Origin of the sequence: Aquimarina brevivitae (assembly GCF_004216895.1) — a bacterium.
Lineage (GTDB): Bacteria > Bacteroidota > Bacteroidia > Flavobacteriales > Flavobacteriaceae > Aquimarina > Aquimarina brevivitae.
In genome coordinates this window covers 962,828-987,453 of the sequence record NZ_SGXE01000002.1, presented here as the reverse complement: position 1 = coordinate 987,453, position 24,626 = coordinate 962,828, and the positions used below count along the sequence as shown (strand labels likewise).

Here is a 24,626-nt window from a genome sequence, read left to right as displayed (position 1 = left end):
ACTTTAGGCGAGGCTGTGGAATTTAGTAATTTTAGAAGACTATCGGAAGTAGTTCCACATCATCTCATTTGTACACGCTCATGAAACATTTAAAAAAAGAAGACATACAGCAAGAAGTTTTTGATTTGTACGATGCCTATGCGCACAACAAACTCACTCGTGGGGATTTTATGAAACGACTCGGTATGTATGCCGTTGGCGGGGTAACCGTAGCTTCGCTAATGAGTTTTTTATTACCCGATTATAAAACTACCGCAGTGGTAGCTAAAAATGATCCTAAGCTTTCTTCGGAAATGATTACGTACCAATCTCCCAAAGGAGGCGGAGCTATCAATGCCTTACTCTCCAAACCGAAAAAACACAAGGGCGCCTTAGGCGGTATTGTGGTGGTGCACGAAAATAGAGGCTTAAATCCTTATATCGAAGATACCGCTCGCCGAGCAGCGCTGGCTGGTTTTATTACGATAGCACCAGATGCCTTAACCCCACTGGGTGGGTATCCCGGTAATGATGATGAAGGCAGAACGATGCAACGCAAAAGAGATCGAGGTGAAATGCTCGAAGATTTTATTGCGGCCTATGAATACTTAAAAAATCATAAGGATTGTAATGGTAAAGTTGGCGTGGTAGGCTTTTGCTTTGGTGGTTGGATCTCCAATATGATGGCGGTGCGTTTACCGGATTTAGCTGCTGCGGCACCGTATTATGGAGGGCAACCCACGGAAGATATCGATCAAATCAAAGCGCCGCTGCAACTACACTATGCCGGATTGGATGAACGGGTCAATGCCGGTTGGCCCACCTATGAAAAAGCCTTACAAGAGCATAATGTGGAGCACGAAGCTTTTGTGTATCCTGAGGTTAACCACGGTTTCCATAACACCAGTACGCCCAGATATGATAAGGAAGCAGCTGAACTGGCGTGGCAGAGAACGATTACCTTTTTCGAAAAGCATTTGTCTTAACAAGAACAAGAACACACATCAATACGTTTTTATTTAATTTATGAATCCAACAATACCCCACTCCGTTTTTGAATTTTTAGCTGAATTAAAACAAAACAATCATAAGGATTGGATGAATGCACACAAAAAGCAGTATAAGGCGAACGAAAAAGCGTTAAAAGAATTTTATGCTGCGGTGGTAGATCGTCTTAACCAAAGTGATGAAATTGAGAAAACTAAGGTTTTTAGAATTAACAGAGATATTCGCTTTAGCAAAAACAAAACCCCTTATAATGTGCATAGAAGTGCTAGTTTTAGTAGGGCAGGAGCGCATCGAAGAGGTGGTTATTATCTGCGGATAGAACCCGGTGCCTCCGCGATGGGTGGCGGTTTTTTTAGTCCGGAGCCCGCAGATTTGCTACGGATTCGCAAAGAGTTTGACATCGATGTTGAACTGATACGTGCTATACTGGCAGAACCTGAGTTTAAAAAAGCATTTGGAGGTTTTAATCAAGACTATCAGGTAAAGACCGCGCCTAAAGGATTTAGTAAGGAGCATCCCGCTATCGACTTGATTAAAAATAAAGCCTTTTTTGTAACACATAGCTATACGGATGAAGAAGTGCTAGCGCCAGATTTTTTGGATAAATTAGTAGGCCATTATGAGTTGTTGCGGCCGTTTTTTGACTATATGAGTGATGTATTGACTACGGATCTTAATGGAGAGTCGTTGTTGGTGTAGTTGTAGCATATAAAGAAGCCTGCTAGACTTTAGCAGGCTTCTTTAGAATTCCAAATTAGCAGATGGTAATTGAATATTTTTTAAATCTGACTCAGCCCGCCATCCACTTCAAGCTCAATACCATTGATAAAAGAGGCTTTGTCGGAAGCTAAAAATAGTGCGGTATTGGCAATTTCTTCAGAAGTACCAAAACGGCCTAAAGGTACTTGTTGCGCAAATCCTTTCCCCATTTCTTCTACAACTTCTTCAGGAAGTCCCATTTTACTGTAAATAGGAGTATCTATAGGTCCGGGGGCAATGGAGTTGACCCGTATGCCTCTAGATTTAACTTCGGCAGTCAGTACACGTTGGTAGGCACGTAGCGCACCTTTACTGGCGGAATATATGCCTAAATTTTCAAACCCTCTTTGTGTGACAATAGAATTGGTAAATATAATGGTACCGCCATCATTGATGTGCGGCAAGGCTTCTTTTACAGCGAGAATTGGACCTTTTACATTGATATCAAAAATATAGTTGTAATGATCCTCGGTAACATCACTTAGAGGAGTAGGAGGTGCTACACCGGCGTTAAGGAAAAGAATATCAATCTTACCATATTTATTTACGGTTTGATCAATAAGTTTTTTGTTGTCTGCTGCATTTGCAACATCAGCGGTTACCGTAATGAATTCCCCTTGAAGCTCTTTGGCAACTTCTTGTAGGGCTTCAGCTCTTCTACCAGAAAGTACGACTTTAGCACCTTGTGCCAAAAATAGTTTGGCAGTAGCCAATCCTATTCCGCTATTGGCTCCGGTAATTACTGCGACTTTGTTTTGTAAACTGTTCATATTTATGTGTTTATTTTGAAACAAACGTTTCAAATTAAGTTAAAAAAATTTTAATGTATGACTTTCAGTATGGTATTGATTAAGGTTCGTAACTGCTGTTCATTTTGGTGTAAAATACCGGTCATGCGTAATCCCTGAAGAGATGCATATAGATATAAGGCGTAATCTGATGCAGATTGCGTTTCATTAAACACACGTTCCATCTGACCGTTATAAACAATATCTTCCAGCATCGCTAAGGTTCTTTCCTGATTATTTTCAAGAAATGATTGAACGTTTGCTTCTTGGTTGGCCATTTCTGATTTACAATTGACCAGTAAACACCCCTTTTTGTCCTTATCTGCTAAAATATCTTGCAAGTATAATTCAAATACAGCTTTGATGGTGTCCGAAGCATTATGATGACCGAGTAGACTTTTATTCATTCGGGCATTATTTGAGGATTGATAGAAAGCTAAGGCTTCAAGAAATAATTGCAATTTGCTGCCAAATGAATTATAGATACTCGAGCGATTAAGCCCTGTACTGTCTACCAAATCCTGCATAGAGGTACCATTGTATCCCTTTTGATGAAACACGGCAGATGCTTTTTGCAAGACTTCTTTTCGACTAAATGTAGCTTCTTTTGGCATAATGAATGAAATGAACGTTTCAAATATAGTGAATAGTTCTGAGGCTAATGTTATAAAAATAATAAAATTAAAATTTAGGCTAGCATAAGCTTCATCATGATATCCGTTTGGACGTCATCACCTAAGGTAAACGTATGGGTGGAAAAAGGGATAAAACCAGCTCGTTTATAAAATTGAATTGCTCTTCTATTTTGATCCCAAACCCCAAGCCAGACAAAGTGTTTGTTTAATTGCCTCCCTAAGTGTTTCGCCTTTTCGATAAGTAATTGGCCTAACTGATTACCCTGGAATTCTTTCTTAATATAAATACGTTCAATCTCTAAGGCACTATTACCAAGATGTTCAGTTTGCGCAGTACCGATGTTTAGCTTTAGATAGCCAATGACTTCTTTAGAATAGGTTAATAAAAAATAATATACATTAGGGTTTTGAAGTTCTGATGCAAGCTTCTCTAAGGTTAGATGCTCGCTAATATAGTGTTGAATATTACGTTCAGTATTGAGCGGCGGGCCATAACTCTCATAAAACGTATGTCGTGAAATATCGTAAAGTGCTTTTTTTTGCTGTATAGAAGCTCTGGTCAGGGATATTTCATTATTTTGGAGCATACCATAGTTACTTATATAATTCTTTTGATCACTCTAAGTTTATGGGTATGCGTTCGCATTTCAGCATTATAAATACCCGTGTGATCAATTCTATCGATACGTACTTTACCACTGGCGTGGATAATGTGGTTATCTTGCATCATTATACCTACGTGGGTAATAATCCCTTCTTCATTGTCAAAGAATGCTAAATCCCCGGGTTCACTTTCTTCAATAAAACTCAAGGGTTCTCCTTGTGTTGCTTGTTGCGAAGCGTCCCTTAAAATGGAATGACCATTAAGGCGATAGACCATTTGAGTAAAACCACTGCAATCAATACCAAAAATCGTTCGACCACCCCATAAATAGGGCGCATTAAGAAAGAGTAGGGAAGTGCCTATTAATTTTTCTTTGGGTTGCGTTTCGGTAATTTTTCTTCCTTCGTAAGTATGATTAAAAAAAGACAGAGCATTTAAAGACGCCCCCAAAGTAATAGGGATTAAGTGATGCTTTTCACAGTCCACATATTCAATCAAATCCCCGGCAAGTATTGGCGGTTGTGCGTTAAAGGCAAGGTATGTCGACTCCTCTATTTCCACATATTGTTTGTTGTCGATCCAGCCTTCATACTTATCGTGTGCTAAGCGAATACGACTCCATTTTTTGCGTTGTTCTAAAACTTTAAAGTGTTCTCCATATAGCACCTGATTCACCATTTCACTTGGATCACTAGGTTCTAACCGTAAAGGAACAATACTAAGGTTACAAATTCCGTATTGCATGTTGTGCTAAATACTTTTTAAAGTGTCAAAAAAATAAAGCCAAAGATACTATTCTTTGGCTTTATCAAAACTAATTTCGGTAGGTTATAATCGTTCAATAACCATTGCAGAGGCTCCACCACCACCATTACAGATCGCGGCAGCTCCAATTTTAGCATTATTTTGTTCTAGTACACTCATTAAAGTAATTAAGATACGTACTCCAGAACAACCTAGTGGGTGTCCTAATGATACTGCACCTCCATTAACATTGGTGTTTTTATCAGACAACCCTAATATTTTCATATTGGCTAACCCTACTACTGAGAACGCTTCGTTAAATTCAAAGAAGTCTACATCGTCCATAGCGATACCTGCTTTATCAATTGCCTTAGGTAAGGCTTTTGCAGGTGCAGTAGTAAACCATTTAGGTTCGTGCGCCGCGTCAGCGTAGCTTTTAATTTTAACCAATGGCTTCAATCCTAATTCTTTAGCTTTATCCGCGCACATCACCACAACAGCTCCAGCACCATCATTTATGGTAGAAGCATTGGCTGCAGTTACGGTTCCGTCTTTTGTAAAGGCCGGACGTAACGCTGGTATTTTATCAATTTTTACATTTTTAAATTCTTCATCTTCGGCAAACATAATTGGATCACCTTTTCGTTGTGGCACCGGCACCGGAACCACTTCATTGGCAAATTTTCCATTTTCCCAAGCTTCAGCCGAGCGCTTGTAAGATTGAATAGCAAAAGCATCCTGATCTTCTCTGCTAAACTCATATTCTTGTGCACATAAATCAGCACATACACCCATCGCATTTTGGTCGTAAGCATCTACTAATCCATCACGTTGCATACCATCTTCAAGAGTTTGTGGACCAAATTTGTGCCCAGCACGTAAGCGCACGTAATGTGGAATCAAACTCATGTTTTCCATACCACCTGCTACGACGATATCTGCATCGCCTAAGGCAATGGTTTGTGCGGCGTGCATCACGGCTTTCATACCACTAGCACATACTTTGTTTACGGTAGTACAGGGAACCGTATCAGGGATTCCAGCGCCTAAGGCGGCTTGTCTTGCAGGAGCCTGTCCAACGCCAGCCTGAACGACGTTACCCATAAAAACTTCTTGTACTAAAGCGGGATCGAGATTAATTTTATCTAAGGCACCTTTGATGGCCACTGTACCCAATTGTGTTGCTGGTATAGTAGATAGACTACCCATAAAACTTCCGATTGGGGTTCTGGCTGCAGATACAATTACTACTTCTTTGCTCATTATAGATGATTTAATTTTTGTATAGTTTTGACGCGAATTTAATGAATTTTTAAGGTAAACCAGAATAGGTCGTAAACTTTAGGAATTTGTTAGGTACTAATGGTGAATCTGTGTTGCTGTACTAAGGCTAAAACCGTAATTTTTTGGGCACTTGTATCAAGATTATAAAAGAAACTGTAACTTGTTATCTTGATTTAGTACATTTGAAAACGCATATAAAAGAATAAGTGAAAAGAATTTTAAGTAAGTTATATCGTAATCAATCTTCTATTTATAAGGTGTTTCTACTTATAAGTATGATTGCCCTAATCGTTTATTTATTTCCAAAAGGAGGAATTTTTAAATATGAATTTACCAAAGGAAAGCCCTGGCAATATGAAAACTTGTATGCTCCTTTTGATTTTGCGATTCTTAAAACGAAGGCCGAAATAGAGGAAGAAAAAAAGGCGATCGAAGAAAATATCATTCCTTATTTTGAGTATGATACTATTATTGCGAATAAGGCTAAAGATTCTTATGATGCAACCTTTGAAAATTACCTGAATAAGTTTCCTAAATCGTCAACAAAAAAAGCGGCGAAGAAGTTTGGTCGTAAGCTTTTAAATGAATTTTATCGCTACGGAGTACTCACCACGGACTATTCTTATAATGATAACAGACAGATTTTTTTAAATAAAGGAACTGCAGCCGAAGCTATTAATTACGCGCAACTTTTAACAACCAAGCAATTAACGAAACAAATAAATAATCGGGTTGATAATAGCGATTTTGTCAATTATAAGAGTGATTTTTTAGCCCTGTTCTACGATATTGTTAAACCTAACGTAAAGCTTAACGAAAAACTCACCCAAAGTACCTTAGAAAGTGAATTAGAAAAGGTATCCACTACACGAGGTGGTGTGTCTAAAAATAGCAGGATAATTGCTAAGGGTGAAATGGTTGAAGGGGAAAAGTTTCAAATTTTAAATTCACTAAAATCTGAATATGAATCACAGGTATGGAGTGATAAGAATTTTTACTGGATAGTTCTTGGCTATAGTGTGCTTATCGCCCTGGCCCTTATTATGCTAATGCTTTTTCTTCATAAATACAGAAGAGATATTTATGAAAATAATACTCAGGTGACTTTCATCGCATTCAATATTTTATTGATGACGTTGATTACAACCTTGGTGGTAAAATACAATTCTGATTACATCTATATTGTTCCCTTATGTATTTTACCTCTAATATTAAAGGCGTTTTTTGACGCAAGATTAGGACTTTTTACACACATCATTACGGTAATGATTTTAGGATTTGTAGTGCCAAATAGCTACGAGTATACCTTTTTGCAAATCATTGCAGGTATTGTAACGATTCTATCCATTTCGGAATCCTTTAGGCGCGCCAATTTATTTATTTCTGTGGGTCAGATTACTCTGGTTTATATCATTGCCTATATTGCTTTTCACATCATACACGAAGGAAGCGTAGACAATATCGACTTTAAAACCGTTAGTTTATTCGTCATCAGTGGATTTGCTACCTTAATGGTACATCCTTTAATTTATGCGTATGAAAAGATATTTGGTTTAGTTTCTGATGTATCCTTATTAGAGCTTAGTGACACCAACTCCGGATTGTTAAAGGAGTTATCGGACAAAGCACCAGGTACTTTTCATCATTCGCTCAATGTGGCTAATATAGCGGAAGCTGCAGCAAATGAAATTGGTGCTAATGCGTTATTGGTACGGGTAGGAGCGCTCTACCACGATATTGGTAAAATGACTAATCCGACTTATTTTACGGAGAATCAATCTACCTCGGGTAATCCACATGATGTATTGTCACCTAAAGAAAGTGCCAAAATTATCATCAATCACGTTATTCGCGGAATTGAAATTGCCAAGAAGAATAACTTGCCAGATCGGGTGATTGATTTTATACGAACACATCACGGTACCAGCACGGTGTATTACTTTTACACCAAAGAAAAGGAAGCTAATGAAAATGTAGAGGTGGAGGATTTTCAATATCCTGGTCCAAAACCTTTTTCTAAAGAAACTGCTATTTTGATGATGAGTGATAGTATAGAAGCAGCGTCTAAAAGTTTAAAAAATCCAACCAGTAGTCTTATCGAAAAATTTGTGGAAAAAATTATAAACAAACAAATGGAAGACGAACAATTTTTAAATGCTAATATTACCTTTAAAGAGATTCAGCAGATCAAAAAAGTTTTTAAGCGAAAGCTCACTAATATCTACCATCTAAGAATAGAATACCCCGAATAAAATAGTTCCCTACGCAAGGAATAGTTTTTAATCTCTTTTTAAATATTTTTTGTCCATCCAAAAGGTGCCAAAAGGTATAATGGAGCATAGCAGTACAATTGTAGTTACTTTGGCATTCCATTTTTTATCTGCTTTGACCAAAAAAGTAAATACAATATAGAGAAGAAATAATATGCCGTGCGCCATACCAATTACCTTATTAGGCTGTGGTTCTTCAAAGAGATATTTTAATGGCATGGTAACGAATAAAATTAATAAGTAAGAGATACCCTCTAAATAGCTAATAATTCTGAAACTGCTGATCATAGTAGTTTAATTTTTTAAAGGAAGGTTGAGTTCAAAAATTTCCAGATCAAAATAAGGAGCTGAAGCTAATAGGTGGTCAAAAATATCAGCCATAATTTGTTCATAGTTCTTCCAGTTCTTATCTGTACAAAAGGCATAGATCTCTAACGGTGTACCCTGAGCTGAAGGTGCAAGTTGTCTACTCATGATAGTCATATCCTTATTGATATAGGGATGATTGTATAAATAAAACTCCACATACTTTCGGAACACTCCCATATTGGACAAATTTCTTCCATTGATCAATAACTCTTTGTTGATCTTATTTTGGGTGTTGTGACTATCTATTTCGTGTTGTCTTTGTTCTAAGAAAGCGGTCAAGATTTCTATCTTTTTTAGCTCCTCTATTTTTTCGGGTGTTAAAAATGCAATTGAACTGGTTTTAATACGAATTGCTCTTTTTATTCTGCGGCCACCAGAGTCTAACATACCTCTCCAGTTTCTGAATGATTCAGAAGTTAAGAGGTAGGTAGGTATGGTGGTAATCGTTTTATCAAAATTTTGAACTTTTACGGAGGATAGATTAATTTCAATTATGTCTCCATCAGCTCCATACTTCTCCATAGTAATCCAATCGCCAATACGTACCGTATCATTAACAGCCACTTGTATACTGGCAACAAAACCAAGAATTGAATCTTTAAAAATGAGCAGTAGTACCGCAGACATAGCTCCCAGCGCTGTTAAAAAAGTCCAGGCCGATTTACCCGTAGCAGAACTAAAAATCAAAATAGCACCAATAGACCAGGCAAAGATCATAAATACCTGTACATAACTATCGATGGGTTTATCTTTAAATGATTTTAGAGACTTCAAAAAATCTCTAAACGTCTTTAATAAACTTCGAATAATCCAAATGACCAAAATCACTGTAAAAATATCAAAGAGCAGCTCCAGATATTTTTCGGTTTTTGGAAAAGGGACAAAGAGTTTAGGTATCAACCCAATGATAATGGATAGTGGTAAAATGTGTGCCAGGTAATTAAAAACCTTGTTTTTTACCAGATAATCATCAAAGGTGTTTTTGGACTTTGCCGCATAGTTTTGAAAAATGACTAATAGGACTTTTCTTGTAATTATATCTATGATATATACTACTAATAGCAAAATAACAACACCAATTGCTGTGTTGAGATATTCTGCCGTAGTTTCAGAAAAATTATTTTCGACCAATAAGTGGTAAAAAAAACGAATCAATTTATCCATAACTCATTTGTCGTTTATTCCATGTTATTTCAAGCGAAATATACGTTGGCATGCTAAATTTAGAAACAAAACTGATTTTAAAATAGGCTAAAAATAGCTATAGCATAGAGATAAAATCGTAAAAATCGAAGCAAGCCAAATAATAAATAGCTTACAAACGGATATTTTATCATTCCTGCTGCTATACTGGTAATAGAAAACGGAATGGGTAGTAGCGCTCCAACTATGATTAAAAAACCACCCCATTTGCGTGTATTCTTAATGTGTTTAGCCATTTTTACTTCAAGATACTCGTGTACAGATGAAATCTTGGTAATGGCTTTACCGATAAAATAAGATATAATACCACCCGTATACGATAAGGTAGCTAATACAGATAGATATAATAGTGGTTGCGTAGCCTTATCAGACCATGCAATAAAAAGTTCTGGCGGAATTAATCCTAACAATGACTCCGAGGCAAAGAACACTCCAAAAACTACCCAATCTGCATAGTTTTCTGTCACATATACCAAAACCTCATTGATATTGATAACAAAATAATTAATTAGCAATAGTACACCTAGAAAAATTAGGATAGGAGGTAAGGCTTTTTTAAGACTAGTTCCTAAAAATTTGTAGAATCCTGTATAAGAATAATACTGATGTAATAATTGTAATTTGTTTTTCTTTACTGTTCTTGACTTCATTAATAACTGTTTCTTGTAAAAAAGGACGTAAAAGTAATTTATTATGTGTAAATATTTACAGTTATAACATACATTTTTTGAGGGAAATGCAAAATAATATGCATAAAAAAAGCTTAGCATCATTTACTAAGCTTATTTTAGAAATATTTTAAGAATATCGCAATTAAAAATCATTTAATGCATCTCTATACTCTTTGAGATCTGCAATATTCATTTTATTATCCAGATCCTTCATTAATGCTAATAAGTAAGTTAAACTTTCCTTTGGATCTACGCTTGTGTTGGCTGTAGTTTCTTCATCTTCTTCTTCAATTGGTTCATCATCAGGAATTGGAATCATAAAGCTTTCATTTTCCTCTATATGCTCATAGGTAAGACGTAACACTTTTACTACTAGTGGAACTTTTTGTTCCAATGCAAAAGCTCTTAATTCCTTTAAACTGTCTATCAAAGCATCGGTGTTAATACCAGTGCTTTCAATATCCTTAATTATTTTATCAATTAACTTATTAGCCTTTTTATTTTCCAATGGATAATCATTTGTTTTGTTAGTAGAACCGCAAATTTAAGTTTTTGGTTAAGTATTCTAAAATGTTTTAAAGTTTTTTATTACAAAGAAAAAAAAATAGCAATTTTTTCTCTTTACTTACAGCAGATCTTAAAACATAAATTACTGATAATAAAGTATTTGTGATTAATTTTTAACGTTTTATTTGTAATCCTGCTAAAGTTTGAGGTAAAACCGTAAGAAAATATGCACAAACCTCTGTATATTTGAAATGTATTCCAATTACAATTTTTCCCTTACTTTTTTTGTTTTCCCCAACACTTACCTCCTAATCCTAGGAGGTAAGTTACTTTTTAGGGTATTCTTTTTATATACTTAGTATACTAAAGCTAAAAATTTCAGGCTAACTCTTTTCTAATAGCACAATGCTAAAAGCTGTGTTTAAGACTACTTTTCCATCTTTAACAACTACATCTGTATTTGAATATGCATCCCTTAAGATCTCACCTTCATTAAAATTTGAATCCACTGGTATGGTCTTGTTACCTATAGGTAATTGCAGACCGATTATAACTTTATCATCCAAAACTCCATTACTATACACTCTTGAAAATACGTATGGATCATCAGAGATCATCTTATGTTTACCTGCACCTATAGCTGGATGCTGTGCTCTAAAAGATCCAAGCTTTTGCCAATGTGTCAAAATAGTATCGTTGTCTTTATTGATGATCGTATTCCATTCCATCATAGACCGTAAACTAGCGTCTCCCTGGGTATCTTTTATGTCTAATGGTCTGGCTATTTCATCTCCATAATAAATTTGAGAAACACCTGGTGTAAGTAATAACTTTGTTGCAGACTCAAAAGGTTTTTTACGCGATTTATCAAAAGGCGCTGCGTCATCATGTGAACTAATATAATTGAGAACACTCTTTTCATTTAGATCAGTACGCAAAAGAGTGCTGTATTTTTTAAATAGCTCCTCATAGCTAAGTGTAGCAGCATCATCTTTAAATTGAAAATTGATTAAATTATCAAAACCGTGTGCAAAAAAGTCTACTTTTTGATCTCCAAAATCATAATATCGTTTACCATCTATAGTATAGCCGTAAAGCTCGCCTAACATATAAAACTCGGCGTCATCCAGAATTTCATTGGGGTGATTTGATTTCCATTCGTTAAAGGCCAACTTGGCTTGAGCAGCCAACGCTTTCCATGCATCTTCTTCTACGTGTTTTACTGTATCTACCCGATATCCATCAATACCTAGCTCACGTACATAATCGGTTAACCATTTGATGATGTAATTTCTAGGTGTTTTTTTCAATCCGGTTTTGGTAAAAAATTCTTCTAATTCTTTCATCTCATGGGCTAAGCGACCTTCAGCTTTCCATTTATCCACTAGGTATTGGGGTAGTTCTACTTCTTGATCAACCCCTGTTTTAACATCAGGGAGATTGTCTACTAATGTACACGACACTGCGGTTTCTTGATTTTGATATGTACAGGTAGGTGTAGTTCGCACCCATTCCTCAGGCCAAACTGGATCTTTTTCGGTTACTGGTCCTGTGTGGTTCATTACTACATCCAATAAAATTCTGATATCATTTTGATGTGCAATTTTCACCAATTCCTGTAGCTCCTCATAGGTGCCAAAATTAGGATCAATAGCGGTCCAGTCTTTGGTCCAATATCCATGATAGGCATAGGTATTGCCGGTTCCTTCATCTGTGCTTCCGTGTATTTGCTCAACTACCGGTGTAAACCATATGACATTAACGCCAAGTTGTTTAAAATATCCTTCTTTGATTTTTTCTGTAATCCCTTGCAGATCACCACCCATAAAACCTCTTAGTTTACCGGTTTCTGCGGTACGGTCCAAAACGATATCATTATCAGGATTAGCATTTTTAAACCGATCGGTAAGCAAAAAGTAAATAGTAGCGCCTTCCCAAACGAAAGGTTTTTTGATGGTTGTTGATGAACGCTCCGGAATTTCGTTTTTATCAACGGTTGATTTTTCTGTTTTATCCGAAGCTTGTTGACAAGCTAGGGTGCAGGTAATAATCAAAATACCAAGAAAAAATTGTATTTGAGTTTTCATAATACGAAAAATGGTTTGTGAAAAGGAGGTTTATGTAAACCCCAATTCTATTTAGTAAGCAACTAAAGTATCAAACTTACTACTTTCAAATATCACGTAAAAAAAACAGAAAGTTGTGAAGGATTTCTTTTTTTTTTGTCCGAAAAAAATTTCCTTTGGTCAAAATAACTAAATCATGTCTAAATTTAAAGCTTGGATTGCTGCGGCACGTTTACGAACGCTTCCGCTTTCTGTTTCAGGAATCATAGTTGGTTCCTCTTTATATAACAATCCCGTGGTATATCCTTATTTGAAGTTAGAAGATTTGGTTTTTAACTTATCCGCCAGAGTACCTTTTTACAAAACCACCCTGTTTTGGCTGGCTATTCTTACGACTTTAGGGTTGCAAATTCTGTCCAACTTTGCCAATGATTATGGTGATGGAGTTAAAGGAACTGATAATGAAGATAGGGTAGGACCAATGCGCGCAATCCAAAGCGGTGCCCTTACGGATCGCGCAATGAAACGAGGTATTATTATAACGGCTGTACTAACTTTAGTGGTGGCAATAGTATTGATCTATACGGCTTTTGGAAAGGATAACTTTGGTTATTCCTTATTGTTCTTTGTGCTAGGTATAGCCTCTATTATTGCTGCGATTAAGTATACCGTTGGTAATTCAGCCTACGGATATCGGGGATTAGGTGATGTATTTGTATTTATATTTTTTGGTTTGGTCAGTGTAGTAGGCTGTTTCTTTTTGTATACAAAACAGCTTAGTGCGTTGGTATTTCTTCCGGCAGTGAGTATAGGATTGCTTAGTACAGCCGTCCTAAACCTTAATAATATGAGGGACTATCATAGTGATAAAAAAGCGGCTAAAAATACCTTAGTTGTTAAATTGGGTTTAGCCAAAGCTAAAATTTATCACCTCTCTATTATTCTTATTGCTATGAGTTCCATGCTTTTGTTCTTAGGGCTTACTTATCAGCGTATTAGTGATTTGCTATTTTTGCTAGCCTATATTCCCTTAGCTTTTCATCTTAAAAAAGTATATACTACCAAAAACGCTGCGCTTTTAGATCCTGAATTAAAGAAAGTGGCTTTATCCACATTTTTGCTTGCAATCCTATTTAGTTTAGGACAGATTCTCTAATTTAGGGCATTGAGTTCAATAGTATTTTAATAAAGGCTTACATCATGAAAATCACTTTTTTTGGACAAAACACGCTGTTTATTGAAGTTGCGGAATGTAATATACTTGTCGATCCGTTTATTACTGAGAATCCTTTGGCTAAAGACTCTGTGGATATCGACAAAATTGAAGCCGACTATATTTTACTTACGCATGCGCACCAGGATCACATTTTGGACGCGGAATATATTGCAAAGAAAAATGACGCCACCATTGTTTCTAATTTTGAAATCGCCACCCATTATGAAAATTTGGGTCTTGCAGTACATCCAATGAACCACGGTGGGGTTTGGGATTTTGAATTTGGAAAAGTAAAATACGTCAATGCGATACATACAAGTAGTTTTCCTGACGGTTCTTATGGAGGACAACCCGGGGGCTTTGTGATTCAAGGGGAGCACAAAACTATTTATATCGCAGGCGATACCGCATTGACTATGGATATGAAGTTGATACCCTTACAGTACAAATTGGATCTTGCTATTTTACCTATAGGAGATAATTTTACCCTGGGAGTCGATGATGCAATTATTGCTAGTGATTTTGTACAATGCGATAAAGTATTAGGGGTTCACTATGATACTTTTGGATATATTGAAATTGATCATAAGGAAGCAAAACAGAAATTTTTTGAAAAAGATAAAGACCTGATGTTATTAGCTATTGGAGAAAGTATTGAGTTATAATGAGAGCAGCATATCATAAATATATACTCAATTTTAAAACACCCAGTGGTACTTCCAGAGGAGTAATGACGACTAAAGAAACCTGGATTATTGTTATTGAGCAAGGAACAAAAAAAGGAATAGGAGAATGCGGGATTTTAAGAGGATTAAGCGTTGATGACCGCCCGGATTATGAAGCGAAATTGCGATGGGTATGTCAAAACATTGAATCGGGACTTACTGAATTATTAGCAGCAACAAAAGAGTTTCCTAGTATTCAATTTGGAATAGAAACAGCTTTTGCGTCCCTAGAAAGCAGTACTGGTTTCGACTTGTTCCCTTCAGATTTTACTAGTGGTAAGGCTGCTATACCGATTAATGGACTCATTTGGATGGGAGATCCAGATTTTATGAAAAGCCAAATAGAAGAAAAATTGGCACAGGGCTTTGATTGTATAAAAATGAAAATTGGGGCTATTGATTTTGAGGAAGAGTTTAAGTTATTAGCATCCATTAGGTCAACTTTTTCTGCAACAGATATAGAGCTTAGGGTGGACGCCAATGGTGCTTTTTCTGCCACAGATGCCTTAGCTAAATTGAAACGATTGGCGACAATAGATCTTCATAGTATTGAGCAACCCATACGTCAAGGACAACTAAAGGCAATGGCGGACTTATGTAAACAAACACCTTTGCCAATTGCACTGGATGAAGAATTAATTGGTGTATTTGATGTAACAGAAAAAGAAAAATTACTACTAACTATACAACCACAGTTTATCATACTTAAACCAAGTTTAGTAGGAGGGTTCAGCGGAACTAAGGAATGGATTCAATTGGCAGAGCAATTAGGTATCGGTTGGTGGATCACCAGTGCGTTGGAAAGTAATATTGGATTGAATGCGATAGCACAGTTTACGTACACATTTAATAATCCAATGCCGCAAGGGTTAGGTACTGGAGGCTTATATACCAATAATTTTAAAGCTCCGTTAGTGGTTAATAATGGGGAATTGAATTACAACCCAGAAATAGAGTGGACTATTAATTTTATAACAAAATAAAGTAAATCGATGTATATAGAACAAGGAAGAAAAGGTGAATTAGGTATGTGGAAGTATATACTCCCGCCGGTAGGATTTTTGCTACTAATGCTCTTTAATTATTTATTATCATCTGGAGTCGATGTGGAACAGCAAATGCAAATTATGGTAAAAAACCTTGGTAAACCTATCACCTTTATCGTGGTTTTAGCGCCTTTCGTAGCTTTCTTTGGAGGACTATTATTCTGGGTTAAATTTGTGCATCAACAAAGTATAAGATCATTAACCACTTCTAGAAAAAAAATTGATTGGAAAAGAGTTTTTTTTACCTTCGGTGTCTATGGACTGTTTATTATAATATCAACAATCATAGGATATTATCTTTCTCCTGAAGACTATCAGATTAATTTTAACGTCAAATCATTTATATTATTATTTATAACTGCCTTAATCCTAATCCCGATCCAAACCAGTTTTGAGGAATATATGTTCAGAGGTTATATGATGCAAGGTATTGGATTAGCAGTAAAAAACAGATGGATTCCTTTGCTAATTACATCCTGTATTTTTGGACTTATGCACTTAGGAAATCCAGAAGTTACTAAGCTAGGCTTAATTATTATGGTTTACTATATTGGTACCGGTTTGTTTCTAGGTATTATAACCTTAATGGACGAAGGTTTAGAATTAGCTCTTGGTTTTCATGCGGCTAATAATTTTTTCCAGGCATTACTTGTCACTGCAACTTGGACAGCATTTCAGACAGATTCAATCTTAATCTACACGGGCGAACCAGGTATTGGTTTAGATTTATTATTTCCCGTTTTGGTAATCTACCCAATTTTCCTAATTGTCTTAGCCAAAAAATACAAATGGAGCAATTGGAAAGAGAAGCTTTTGGGCAAGGTTGAAGAAGAACCACAAGGTGTTTTAGAAGAGTAAAATTCTTCTAATTCATAATAATTATTTTACACCAAGTTAACTTTTGACTATTTTAGAACATGGATATTTGAATATGTCAATTGTGGATACACCTATACAACAGTACATACATCATAAGTTTACATTAAACGGGAGATCTTTTACTTCAGCGTCCTTGCAAGCATATGTGACGGATTTAAAACAAGTAGGAGAACCGTATGAACAAGATGTAGCTGAATTCATTTTAGAGTGGTTAGATGATAAGGAGTATGTGGTTGCCAAAACCTCTGGGTCCACAGGAGACCCCAAAAAAATCGAGATCTTAAAAAAACATATGATTCATAGTGCTAGGGCCACAGGTCGTTTTTTTAAGGTAGAAGAGGGGACTTCGGCTTTATTATGCTTATCCGCAACCTATATTGCAGGTAAAATGATGTTGGTACGTGCAATGACGTTGGGGTGGAAACTGGATCTAGCTCCTCCAAAAACCAATCCATTAGATAATGTGTACAAACAATATGATTTTTGTGCACTGGTACCTCTCCAGTTGGATAATTCTCTAAATAGACTTCACTTAATCAAAAAGCTGATTGTAGGTGGTGGTGTTATTTCAGAAAATCTTAAGCAATTAGTACAAGGCATTGCCACTAAAGTATATGAGACCTATGGGATGACGGAAACCGTTTCTCATATTGCTGCTCGCCGAATCAACCCAAAGAAGAAAGAAGTAAAAAAATATTTTAAAGCCTTACCTAATATAACCCTTAGTGTGGATGATAGAAATTGTTTACGTATTAAAGCTCCTGAATTAGCAAAACATCCTATTCAAACAAACGATGTTGTGGAGTTAAAAACGTACAAAAAGTTTTTATGGAAGGGAAGGTATGACAATGTAGTGAATAGTGGAGGGGTAAAACTTTTTCCTGAAACCATAGAAAGTAAACTACAATTACTTATTCCGCATCGATTTTTTATCACCAGTCAACCCGACGATTCTTTAGGAGAAAGGCTAATTTTAATTATTGAATGCGATTACGATCCCGAAATAAAAAAAGAACTGCAAAAAGCGATTCGCAAAGAGGATTCCTTAGCAAAATATGAGGTGCCAAAGGAAATTTATTTCTTACCACAATTTATAGAAACCCCAACTGGAAAAATTCAAAGAACCAAAACTTTGGAATTCATCAACTGATTTTTAAAAACATATTCCTAAGTTTTTATATCTTTCCTATAAATAACTTGGCAATGGGGCGTACTTTCATAAGTATATTACTGGTTTGTTTTTCCTTTTGTATGCTAAAAGGATCTACGGTTACTGAAAATTATAATTTTAAGAACATTGTAATTTATTGGGATGCTTCAAGAGCGCAGCATACTAATGACCATCAAAAGGAATTTGATTTTTTGGATAATTATTTCAATAGATATCCTAATTCAAAAGTAAAACTTATAATTTTTAATACGCACATAATATCCGAGAAGGATATGATGATCAAAAGTTCTGATTGGGATGTACTTAAAGCTATTTTAAGTAATGTTACCTATGATGGAGTGGCGAACTATAAGTTGATCAAAACGGATCATAGCGTTGATGAATTAATGCTATTTAGTAGTGCTGCTGCATATTTAGGGGAAATAGATGTTGATTTATACGCTCCCCGAATTGTTGCACTTGCTAGTAGTAAAAAACCGAATATCCGCCTATTATATGAACTGGCTTTTTATAGCGGAGGATACTACGCAAACCTTACAGAGGTGGACATTCCAAAAACGGTACAAGCACTACAAGAAAAAAAGACTTTGCCGAGATTACAATTCGTCAAAGATAAGAGTACTACTAATCAACTAATTTCAGGCTTTGTATATAGCAATGATGAACCTCTTTTAAATGCCAAAATAAGTATACCTAAAAAAAATATAGCTACTCTTAGTAATGATCAGGGCAAGTATACTATAGAAGCACAGGCCGGTGATGAGATCGTTTATCAGTATAATGGAAAAAAGACCTCTACAATTATTTTAAACAACGAAAAAACAATAAATGTTGCGTTAGTCGATACTGACACTACCTTAGAAACTGTTTTTATTAAATCCGAAGTAAAGACAACTGCTAATAATGTGCTTATAGGCGATAAAGTCGTTGACAAAAGCTCCTTAGGATATGACGTACAGCAAATATCCAGTGAAGCTATTAGTGCAGATGAAGTGAACCTAGGAGAGGCTATGGCCGGAAAATTTGCGGGCGTACAAATGGGAGGAGGCAATGATCCAGGCCAAATGATTATTAGAGGTTTCGATTCATTTACGCTGACCAATCATCCTTTGTTTATTATAGATGGAATACCGCTTCCTCGTAGCAGACCAGGCAACACTTCGCCCATGGATTTGATAGATCCTAATAATATTGCTTCAATATCAGTTTTAAAAGGTTTGGCGGCTACCAATAGATATGGTTCAGAAGGGAATAGTGGTGTAGTACTGATTAAAACTAAAACAGGTACTTCAAAGGTCCTTGATAAACCTATAGTGGAAAAAGAGCTACAAATTGACTACAAAACCTACACTAAACCTTTAGTAGTAGCTAAACCTTTTAACTCCCCTTATCAAAGTGTATTAGCTTCCTATAGTAGTATTGACCTTGCTTATTCTTATTTTGTGGAACAAGTTCCACAACATCTCAATACGATATCTTTTTTTACTGAAAGTGCAGATTACTTTTTTGAACAAGGGGCAAAGCAAAAAGGTACAAACGCATTGACGAACTTGATTGCCTTATTTCCTGAGGATACCTCTATTTTAAAAATAGTAGCCTTCAAGTTAGAACAACATCAAGTTTATGAATTAGCACAGGAAACCTATAAAAAAATTATTGATAAAGCACCTACTTTAGCTCAAACCTATCTGGATTTAGCGAATTGCTACGCTACTGCCAAAAATTATCCTGAAGCATTGAAACTATTTAAAGCAATAACCACAAATAAAATAAATGCGATAGAAAGTTTTGAAGGATTACAAAATCAAATTAGGAATGATTTCAAGGCATTGCTAAAAAAACGAGATAACAGCTGGAATCTAAACGGAATACCGAAATCTCTTTTTTATACAACCCCTCAAGACTTAAGAATAATAATTGAATTTTCGCACCCACAAACCAATTATAAATTGCAGTATATAAATCCTAACAAAAACTATTTTATACTGACACATACTACTGAAGAGAATCAAAAAACTTTATTAAATGAACTAAAAGAAGGCATTACTTCTGAAGAATTTGTACTTTCAGCTACCGAAAAAGGCACCTGGTTTTTAAACCTGATCCTTCCAATTACTGAAACAATAGATTATGAAAATCCCAAATTTTTAAGAATTAAAGTTTATACTAATTACAACAATTCTGATGAAAAAATGGATACATACCATATCAACTTAGGTAGAGTCTCTGGTTCAGAATTATTTGCAAAATTTACTATTTAAATGACTAAAATGAATACCATTTTTAAATTGCTTATCGTTTCACTTTTTTGTTTTCAATCCTTATCTGCGCAATATGATATTTTGCCCATACGGCAACGCGCAGTGGTTATCGATAGTGTATTGAACAACCGTTTTACCAATTTATTACCAAAATTAATGGATAGAACAGGGTTTGATATGTGGATACTCATTTCTAGAGAGTATAACGAAGATCCTATTCTAAGAACTATGCTGCCCGCTAATTGGATCAATGCCAGAAGAAGAACCATACTTGTGTTTTATAGAAATAAAGAAGAAAACACAATTGAACGACTAGCGGTGGCTCGCTATAATGTTGGCAAAAATATAACTTCAGCCTGGGATAAAGAGAAACAACCCGATCAATGGAAAGCCTTAGTGGACATCATAAAAGAGCGAAACCCGAATAAAATCGGGCTCAACTACTCCTTGAACTTCGGAATTGCAGATGGGATGGTAAAAACAGATTATGAAGCTTTTATGGAGGTGCTTCCAGAAGCGTATAAACCTAAAGTAACTTCTGCAGAAAAACTAGGCATTGCCTGGATAGAAACTCGAACTGAGCAGGAAATGGAGTTGTATAAAAATTTGGTTAAAATCACACATGATATCATTGCAGAAGCTTTTAGCAATAAGGTTATTAAGCCAGGCATTACTACTAGTGATGATGTAGAGTGGTTTTTTATGCAAAAAGTAAGTGATTTGGGACTCAAAACCTGGTTTCATCCCACTGTTGATATCCAACGTGCAGGCGAGGAATTAGAGAGTCATATTGTGTCATTTTCTAACCGCCCAGACAAGAAAATTATCCAGAAAGGAGATTTAATTCATTGCGATTTTGGGATCACCTACTTACGTTTAAATACCGATTGTCAGCAACATGCGTACATTTTAAAGGATAATGAGAGTGCGCCTCCAGTATTTTTACAAGAAGCCTTCAAGTCAGGGAATAAGGTGCAAGATATTTTAACAGCTAACTTTAAAACTGGTAAAACAGGGAATCAAATATTATTAGCCTCTTTGGCAGAGGGGAAGGCAGCAGGATTACAGCCTTCAATATATACACATCCTTTAGGCCTTTATGGACACTCTTCGGGTCCGACAATTGGTATGTGGGATGCGCAAGGTGGAGTACCGGTTAATGGTGATTATCCATTATTTGAAAATACGGTGTATGCTATTGAACTCAATAACACCGTAAACCTAGCAGAGTGGAATAAAAATATTAGAATTATGCTTGAGGAAGCAGGATTTTGGGGTGCAGATGGCTTTAGTTATGTTGATGGTCGACAAACCTCGCTACTTACGATACCAAGAACAAACTAAAACAATAAAGGGCTGCCTAACAGGCAGCCCTTTATTCCTTGTTGGAATATATACGATTTATCTTTCCATAAGGAAACATCTTCCTGAAAGTGTACAACTACCTCCACACAATCTTAAGCAAGTTTCAAAATTTCCGTAATCAGTTCCACCTTTTACGGCTTTTTTAGCCTCTTGATTTAATTTTTGTACTCCCTCTAATTTTAAAATGTTATTTAACATGAGTTTTTGTGTTTATGTTACCTACTCTTTCAATGGCTTTTCGGTTTCCGCCAAGTATTATAAATTTTCACTAGTTTAATAATGAATGTACTAGACATTAGATCATTATCTAATTTTCGTTTTATGGACAGATAGGATTGCAAGGAGGGTCGATTATGATATCTCCTGGTCTTCTTACGGTTCTACCGTCAGCCCACTTTCTGGCTTGTGGATTCACTACCCAAATTCGTAATCCGCGACTTGCAAATTGACTTCTTTCATATGCAGACCCCAAACGTAAAGTAATCACTTGTTGTCCTTGTGCATTAGTCGTCAGCGTTCTATTGGATCCACGATAGGTACCTATGATGCTTGAACCTGTTGTAGTTCTAATATCTACATACGCATTAGATTCGAAGTTTTCTCCTACAATCCAAATACAATAGTTATCCTGACAACCAGCACCTGCTCTATTTATTTTTGGCGTTCCATCTCTAGAAATAATGGCGGCATTATATCTGCCAAAAAATAGGTTGTAATTCGGACAATTTGGAGAGTTGATGTATTCATCCACATTCCAACCGGGTGGAATCCCCTCAACAGAACAAACGATATTAATGTCAAGATAATTTTTTTCTAAAGCGGTTGTGCTATTGTCATTGGTTATGGCATCGTCTTCAAAAAGTTCTTCTGGTTCATTTTGACAACTAAGGAATACGGTCAAAAAAGCCAGAGCGATAACTTTCGTAATTAATTTCATTGTAATAATTTTAATTGTTAATACTAATTTTGAGTTGTGGATCAGCTGATAACCCGTGAGTAAAACTATTAGTATTCCTTTGTTTATTAAATTATTAGCAAGTCAATTTTATAAATTTGAGCACATTTGTACCTAATACAGCTTTCAATTTTCTAAGTCTAAACAATCACAACCTCAGTTTTTGATCAGCGTGCCTTCATAGGTCGTTTTGTTTACCGTTAGTTTATAAATGTAGGAACCAGACGAGAGTTGACTACCGTCGTACAACATAAAATTTTGAGATGATTTGTTATTTTCGATAATTTTTTTCTCATCTATTAATTTCCCAGTAGTGGTATAGATTTTCAGTTCAACATTAGCATCGACTATAGCAGGAATTGCTAAATTCACTTTTTCTTGAAATGGGTTAGGGTAAACTACTATTTCTTCTGTTTTAGTTTTACGTCTGGAAAAAGAATTATCCGGATAGGATATATCAGGAAGCGATACCACAAGATTATGAAGCTTACCATTATATTGATGATACAATTGTCCGTGGGACCGTTCAATCCAGTCTGATGAAACGTAATCATCGGTTCCAAAAATAGCTGAGTAATAAAATGCTCCTTTGATGTGGGAGTAAGGCACCTCTAATGTATGCTGACCTTTTGGTTTACCGTATATAAACAAGGTAGTTACATAGTTTGAAGTAAAATCATAGAGATTAATTTGTATAAACTGATAGTCCTTAAAAACGGTATAGGTAAAGACTCCTTTCTTATTAACATAATCCATATGAAAACGTATCCGCTGACCATTAGCGTTTTCTAAATCTCTATTAGCAATTCGTCTGATGTTATCTTTTCGGGTATTTTCAATAAGCTTTTGATACGGGTCAATGACAAATTTTAATTCTCTATTGTTAAACCAATTAAATCCACGATTAGGGACATAAAATAAAGTAGAAATTGTCGATCGGGGAGGTAATTTCTTCATGGTTTTCTTAACCAATAACGCTTCCTGACCATTGTTCTTTTTATAAAAAACACCTATTTCTATGTCATCTGGACTGTCATAAGCATTATGATTTTTAACTAAGCAGGATAGTCGCACTCTTCCACTGTGATCTTCAAAAACTCTTGCCTCTCCAATCAATAACCGTGTTGGATGCTCGGGTAAGCTCGGAATAGCTTGTGAGATTCGATAAACATTCGAATTATTATTTTCACAGACTTCCTCATATTGATTATAAGGATCAATCTGTGCAATCAAATATTTGTTTCTAGCAGTGTTATACGCTGAAGCAGAAATTTCTATAAAGAATTCATCGGGATCATACCAGGATCTCTTAGTTAAAAGTCGATCGTTAGCATCTAAAACTGCATCATTGGATACGTATAATGCTATGGTTTGGGAGTTGTCATAATCCAGATCACCAGCGAGCATATTTTCAAAAGTACATTGTACCAAAACACTGTTATTCGAAGTACTTTTAAAAATACCCACTATAGATGTTACTAAATCCAGATCATCAAAGCTATATACTAAAAAAGGAATGTTTTCTTTCTGATCAATAATTTCACTTTTATTTCTTAGGTATAAACTAAAATTATGTCGACCTGGAGGAAGACCTTCGTCATACCTAAAGTCATCCTGATAAGCATCCCAGGGTAATTGTATAGACCTGCTAAAAAAACAGTTAGCATTATTTTTGATTGCATCAGTTCTTTCTCCAGGTGGAGGTGGAGGTGGAATTTCTACCGGGTCCAAGGTGGTATTTATAAAAGGAAAAGATATTAAAAGATTCAAATGCTCCACCGCGGAATTTGTTGTTCTATAGTCCTGAGCACAGATGTTGAGTATTATAGATCCATATTCTTCTTCAGTAACAAGATTGTAGGATTCTGGCAGTACGAGTTTGCTTCGGTTATTATAAATTTCTAGGGTTACCTCAAGAATGTTGGAGTCACAATCCAAGTAGGATTTACTATTCTCTTGTGCTACTACCGTTTTTAAGGCTATGACAAAAAGTAAAAAAAAGGAAAAATTGAGTTTCATGGTTTGGTGATGGTTTGTTGAATTTTAACAAAATACTAAAATTGGTTTGTTGCCTCTTTAAGGAAAATTAGAAAAAGCATCAATTTTATAAATTTGAGTAAG

At 35.7% G+C, this 24,626-nt stretch carries 23 protein-coding genes; 10 read left to right on the top strand and 13 right to left on the bottom strand.

Features of this window, described 5'->3' with window-relative positions; translation table 11 throughout:
- Window positions 1-80: 80 nt before the first annotated feature.
- On the top strand, window positions 81-965 hold the full coding sequence (locus EV197_RS12115) for a dienelactone hydrolase family protein (RefSeq protein WP_130287024.1): 885 nt from the start codon (window positions 81-83) through the stop codon (window positions 963-965).
- 40 nt (window positions 966-1,005) lie between these two features.
- Entirely contained in the window at window positions 1,006-1,686 is a 681-nt protein-coding gene (locus tag EV197_RS12110) for a DUF2461 domain-containing protein (RefSeq protein WP_130287023.1), read from the top strand.
- Between the two features lie 80 nt (window positions 1,687-1,766).
- Here EV197_RS12110 and EV197_RS12105 read toward each other — a convergent pair whose 3' ends face one another.
- The 5 genes from EV197_RS12105 to EV197_RS12085 form a co-directional block, all read right to left on the bottom strand.
- Entirely contained in the window at window positions 1,767-2,516 is a 750-nt protein-coding gene (locus EV197_RS12105) for an SDR family NAD(P)-dependent oxidoreductase (RefSeq protein ID WP_130287022.1), read from the bottom strand.
- Between the two features lie 50 nt (window positions 2,517-2,566).
- Entirely contained in the window at window positions 2,567-3,148 is a 582-nt protein-coding gene (locus EV197_RS12100) for a TetR/AcrR family transcriptional regulator (protein WP_130287021.1), read from the bottom strand.
- A gap of 74 nt (window positions 3,149-3,222) precedes the next feature.
- A complete protein-coding gene (locus tag EV197_RS12095) occupies window positions 3,223-3,756 on the bottom strand; it encodes a GNAT family N-acetyltransferase (protein ID WP_130287020.1) in 534 nt (177 codons plus the stop codon).
- Window positions 3,757-3,767: 11 nt separating this feature from the next.
- Window positions 3,768-4,517, bottom strand: coding sequence for a C40 family peptidase (locus EV197_RS12090; RefSeq protein ID WP_130287019.1), 750 nt, complete (start codon window positions 4,515-4,517; stop codon window positions 3,768-3,770).
- 84 nt (window positions 4,518-4,601) lie between these two features.
- Window positions 4,602-5,780 (bottom strand): acetyl-CoA C-acyltransferase, encoded by a 1,179-nt coding sequence (locus tag EV197_RS12085; RefSeq protein ID WP_130287018.1) that lies wholly within the window; start codon window positions 5,778-5,780, stop codon window positions 4,602-4,604.
- A gap of 227 nt (window positions 5,781-6,007) precedes the next feature.
- Here EV197_RS12085 and EV197_RS12080 point away from each other — a divergent pair, with 227 nt between their 5' ends.
- Window positions 6,008-8,053, top strand: coding sequence for an HD family phosphohydrolase (locus tag EV197_RS12080; protein ID WP_207224209.1), 2,046 nt, complete (start codon window positions 6,008-6,010; stop codon window positions 8,051-8,053).
- Window positions 8,054-8,080: 27 nt separating this feature from the next.
- On the opposite strand, the gene EV197_RS12075 is transcribed toward EV197_RS12080, so the two are convergent.
- The 5 genes from EV197_RS12075 to EV197_RS12055 all read right to left on the bottom strand — a co-directional run bounded on the left by EV197_RS12075 (window position 8,081) and on the right by EV197_RS12055 (window position 12,908).
- On the bottom strand, window positions 8,081-8,359 hold the full coding sequence (locus EV197_RS12075; RefSeq protein WP_130287017.1) for a DUF3817 domain-containing protein: 279 nt from the start codon (window positions 8,357-8,359) through the stop codon (window positions 8,081-8,083).
- A gap of 6 nt (window positions 8,360-8,365) precedes the next feature.
- Entirely contained in the window at window positions 8,366-9,604 is a 1,239-nt protein-coding gene (locus EV197_RS12070; protein WP_130287016.1) for a mechanosensitive ion channel family protein, read from the bottom strand.
- Window positions 9,605-9,681: 77 nt separating this feature from the next.
- Complete coding sequence (locus EV197_RS12065) at window positions 9,682-10,293, bottom strand: YqaA family protein (protein WP_130287015.1); 612 nt, start codon at window positions 10,291-10,293, stop codon at window positions 9,682-9,684.
- 163 nt (window positions 10,294-10,456) lie between these two features.
- Window positions 10,457-10,822 (bottom strand): hypothetical protein, encoded by a 366-nt coding sequence (locus tag EV197_RS12060; RefSeq protein WP_130287014.1) that lies wholly within the window; start codon window positions 10,820-10,822, stop codon window positions 10,457-10,459.
- Between the two features lie 382 nt (window positions 10,823-11,204).
- On the bottom strand, window positions 11,205-12,908 hold the full coding sequence (locus EV197_RS12055; RefSeq protein ID WP_130287013.1) for an alpha-amylase family glycosyl hydrolase: 1,704 nt from the start codon (window positions 12,906-12,908) through the stop codon (window positions 11,205-11,207).
- A gap of 175 nt (window positions 12,909-13,083) precedes the next feature.
- Here EV197_RS12055 and menA point away from each other — a divergent pair, with 175 nt between their 5' ends.
- The 7 genes from menA (at window position 13,084) to EV197_RS12020 (ending at window position 21,529) form a co-directional block, all read left to right on the top strand.
- Window positions 13,084-14,043: a 1,4-dihydroxy-2-naphthoate octaprenyltransferase gene (gene menA / locus EV197_RS12050; RefSeq protein WP_130287012.1), complete on the top strand. Its 960-nt coding sequence runs from the start codon at window positions 13,084-13,086 to the stop codon at window positions 14,041-14,043.
- Between the two features lie 44 nt (window positions 14,044-14,087).
- Complete coding sequence (locus EV197_RS12045) at window positions 14,088-14,768, top strand: metal-dependent hydrolase (protein ID WP_130287011.1); 681 nt, start codon at window positions 14,088-14,090, stop codon at window positions 14,766-14,768.
- The gene (locus EV197_RS12040) at window positions 14,768-15,811 is read left to right on the top strand and encodes an o-succinylbenzoate synthase (RefSeq protein WP_130287010.1); all 1,044 of its coding nucleotides are present in this window, start codon (window positions 14,768-14,770) and stop codon (window positions 15,809-15,811) included. Before EV197_RS12045 ends, EV197_RS12040 begins: the two co-directional genes overlap by 1 nt.
- Window positions 15,812-15,820: 9 nt before the next feature.
- Complete coding sequence (locus EV197_RS12035) at window positions 15,821-16,732, top strand: CPBP family intramembrane glutamic endopeptidase (protein WP_130287009.1); 912 nt, start codon at window positions 15,821-15,823, stop codon at window positions 16,730-16,732.
- A gap of 73 nt (window positions 16,733-16,805) precedes the next feature.
- Window positions 16,806-17,903 (top strand): AMP-binding protein, encoded by a 1,098-nt coding sequence (locus EV197_RS12030; RefSeq protein ID WP_130287008.1) that lies wholly within the window; start codon window positions 16,806-16,808, stop codon window positions 17,901-17,903.
- A 53-nt stretch (window positions 17,904-17,956) separates the two neighbouring features.
- Window positions 17,957-20,185: a tetratricopeptide repeat protein gene (locus EV197_RS12025; RefSeq protein ID WP_130287007.1), complete on the top strand. Its 2,229-nt coding sequence runs from the start codon at window positions 17,957-17,959 to the stop codon at window positions 20,183-20,185.
- A 9-nt stretch (window positions 20,186-20,194) separates the two neighbouring features.
- Entirely contained in the window at window positions 20,195-21,529 is a 1,335-nt protein-coding gene (locus tag EV197_RS12020; protein ID WP_130287006.1) for a M24 family metallopeptidase, read from the top strand.
- A 57-nt stretch (window positions 21,530-21,586) separates the two neighbouring features.
- Here EV197_RS12020 and EV197_RS17090 read toward each other — a convergent pair whose 3' ends face one another.
- From EV197_RS17090 to EV197_RS12010, 3 genes are all read right to left on the bottom strand, one after another.
- Window positions 21,587-21,748 carry a hypothetical protein gene (locus tag EV197_RS17090; protein WP_165389056.1) on the bottom strand — a complete coding sequence of 54 codons (162 nt, stop codon included), beginning with the start codon at window positions 21,746-21,748 and terminating at the stop codon, window positions 21,587-21,589.
- A gap of 121 nt (window positions 21,749-21,869) precedes the next feature.
- On the bottom strand, window positions 21,870-22,487 hold the full coding sequence (locus EV197_RS12015) for a hypothetical protein (RefSeq protein WP_130287005.1): 618 nt from the start codon (window positions 22,485-22,487) through the stop codon (window positions 21,870-21,872).
- Between the two features lie 174 nt (window positions 22,488-22,661).
- A complete protein-coding gene (locus EV197_RS12010; protein ID WP_130287004.1) occupies window positions 22,662-24,524 on the bottom strand; it encodes a T9SS type A sorting domain-containing protein in 1,863 nt (620 codons plus the stop codon).
- Between the last annotated feature and the right edge of the window lie 102 nt (window positions 24,525-24,626).